This window comes from Paenibacillus tengchongensis, from assembly GCF_008973665.1.
In the GTDB taxonomy this organism is placed as follows: Bacteria; Bacillota; Bacilli; order Paenibacillales; family Paenibacillaceae; genus Paenibacillus_AQ; species Paenibacillus_AQ tengchongensis.
This window is the reverse complement of record NZ_WACP01000031.1, coordinates 1-3,060: the sequence shown is the minus strand read 5'-3', so window position 1 is coordinate 3,060 and position 3,060 is coordinate 1. Positions and strand designations below refer to the sequence as shown.

Here is a 3,060-nt window from a genome sequence, read left to right as displayed (position 1 = left end):
CGTGTCCGTTCCCCCGCCGTATTCCACAATCGTGTCGTTGCCATATCCTTTGCCGAACACATACGTGTCATTGCCGTTATAATCCGTAGAGTACCCGCTACTGTTGCGGTTTCCGTACAGCGTGTCGTTCCCGGCCCCGCCGTCCAAGAAGTCATCGCCCGCACTGGCATAAAGCGTATCGTTGCCCTCCCCGCCCAGCAAGGTATCGTTGCCTTCGTTCCCGTACAGCGTGTCGTCGCCTTCGCCGCCGTCCAGGAGGTCTGCTCCCGCCGCTGCCCCCAGCGTATCGTTCCCTGCTCCGCCGTACAGCTCACTCGACACCTTGCCGTACGCGTTGATGATATCGTTGCCGCCATACCCGTACACCCGGTTCGTTGCCCCGTGCCCGTACAGCGTCTCTCCGCTTTCCGTGCCGTACGTCACCGTCTCCCGCTCCAGCTCCGCCAGTCCCCACTCCGTGCCGTCTGCGAAGAGCACCCTCTCCACCTTGTAGCTGCTCGTCATAAAATGTGAAGCGATGGTCAACCGTTCACCGGTTTCTTTAATCCGGATGATCAGGCTCTGCCCTTCCTCCAGAACCTCGATATCTCCCGGGTTGACGTTAAAGAACCGCAGCGTGTCCGTTCCCCCGCCGTATTCCACAATCGTGTCGTTGCCATATCCTTTGCCGAACACATACGTGTCATTGCCGTTATAATCCGTAGAGTACCCGCTGCTGTTGCGGTTTCCGTACAGCGTGTCGTTCCCGGCCCCGCCGTCGAGCACATCATCGCCCGCACTGGCATAAAGCGTATCGTTGCCCTCCCCGCCCAGCAGGGTATCGTTGCCTTCGTTCCCGTACAGCGTGTCGTCGCCTTCGCCGCCGTCCAGGAGGTCTGCTCCCGCCGCTGCCCCCAGCGTATCGTTCCCTGCTCCGCCGTACAGCTCACTCGATACCTTGCCGTACGCGTTGATGATATCGTTGCCGCCATACCCGTACACCCGGTTCGCCGCCCCGTGTCCGTACAGCGTCTCTCCGCTTTCCGTACCGTACGTCACCGTCTCCCGCTCCAGCTCCGCCAGTCCCCACTCCGTGCCGTCTGCAAAGAGCACCCTCTCCACCTTGTAGCTGCTCGTCATAAAATGTGAAGCGATGGTCAACCGTTCACCGGTTTCTTTAATCCGGATGATCAGGCTCTGCCCTTCCTCCAGAACCTCGATGTCTCCCGGATTGACGTTGAAGAACCGCAGCGTGTCCGTTCCCCCGCCGTATTCCACAATCGTGTCGTTGCCATATCCTTTGCCGAACACATACGTGTCATTGCCGTTATAATCTGTAGAGTATCCGCTGCTGTTGCGGTTTCCGTACAGCGTGTCGTTCCCGGCCCCGCCGTCGAGCACGTCATCGCCTGCACTGGCATAAAGCGTATCGTTGCCCTCCCCGCCCATCAGGGTATCGTTGCCTTCGTTCCCGTACAGCGTGTCGTCGCCTAACTCCCCGCTCAGCCAATCATCACCGATATTGCCATTGAGCGCATCATTGCCGGCTCCTCCGTTTAAGTAATCATTTCCGGCCCCGCCGTCAATCGAATCGTTCCCGTTCTGGCTGTAAATTAAATCCTTACCGGAAGTTCCCGTAATGTTGTCCGCATTGTCCGTACCGAGGGTCATTCCCCCTGCCTCACCGATAGCCTTCGCATACTCACTGTCTTTATTGGCGAAGTACACCAATACATCCTTAAAGGGATCGACCTCATAGGTCTGCACTACGCTCATGAGCGCAAAGCTTTTCAGCAGATTTAAGCCGCTCTCCCGGTTCTCCTGAAACAGCTCTCCGATATATTCCTGCACCCGGGCAAGCCCGATGGCTGCCGTTTCCGCTGTTACATCGACGATATAGCTCATCCGTTCCAGTACCGGCTTCAGATGACTTTGTTTCAGCAGTTGTACCCAAATCTGATTGGTGAACCCTTGATACACGCCCATTAACGCAGCTGCTGCATTGGTGCCCGGGTTGCTTCCGCTTGTTCCGACAAACGGCTCATTCATGAACTTTTCCACCACCGCCAGCTTACGGGCATCAATGTTGGTGCCCCTGCTGGTGGGATTGACAAATTCACTTCCCGTCCATCTGTAGAGGATCTGCTCCATCAGACTTTTCTGCTCGGCAAAATCAGCCTCAGCCACAAACTGCTCCACCAGAGCCTGCAATCCCGAATCGTGTGTCATGGCCACATGCAGCTGCCGCACCAGCCCGTATCCCCGTACATTCGGCAGTCGGCGGATGGATTCGGGGATATCTACATTTACCAGATCCAGCGTGTCCCTTTTACTCGCTGCCAGCCATAGATCACCTGCCTGATTCGTGCTGCCGTCCGCTTTTTCATATATAAAGCTTAGTGTATCCGCATTCACCGCCGTCAGGTCCAGCGCCGTTATACCCAGTTCCGTCAGACTGTGCAGTTCTTCAGCAGCCGCCAGCCCGTCCCGGTTCAAGTCGCTCCACACCTGCAACTCCTTAAACACGGCATCCGCAGCATCGATCCGCCGATCCCCGTTGTCGTCCACATCAAGCAGCGCCTGCACACCGTTCTGGGACAACCCGCCATTCTTAAGCACCGTAGCATCCCCAAAAAGCTCCCGCCCATCGTCCACCGCACCGTTGTGATTCAAGTCCCGGACCAGAAGCCCATCGCCGGGGGCTATCCACTGCCCTTTCTCGGCAAAACCGTCGACATTAAAGTCGAAATAGGCACCCAGCGGCTGGGCGGTAGGCTCAATCCCGTTTCCGTCTAAATCCAGAATGACCGGGTCACGGTACGGAACCGGGTCGGTAGCAGTGGTGGAACCCATATATTCTTCATAGAGTTCATAGACATCGGGATACATCTCCCTGGCCAGTTCTTCCTCGCCGATTTCAATCATGGCCTGAATCTGCCGCAGCTGATAGTCGACAATCATTGTCCGCCCTGTGTTCAGCAATTCGCTCCCGATCGTAAACATCCCGTTCAGATACATGGTCATGAACAGCGGTGACAGCTTGCCCGGCAGCAGCCCGCCTACCGACAAGAAATCCTGGAG

At 56.9% G+C, this 3,060-nt stretch carries 1 protein-coding gene; it reads right to left on the bottom strand.

What is annotated here, in order from left to right:
• Nucleotides 1–3,060: calcium-binding protein (locus tag F1381_RS27785; protein WP_187355598.1), on the bottom strand; the 3,060-nt coding region annotated here is incomplete at both ends.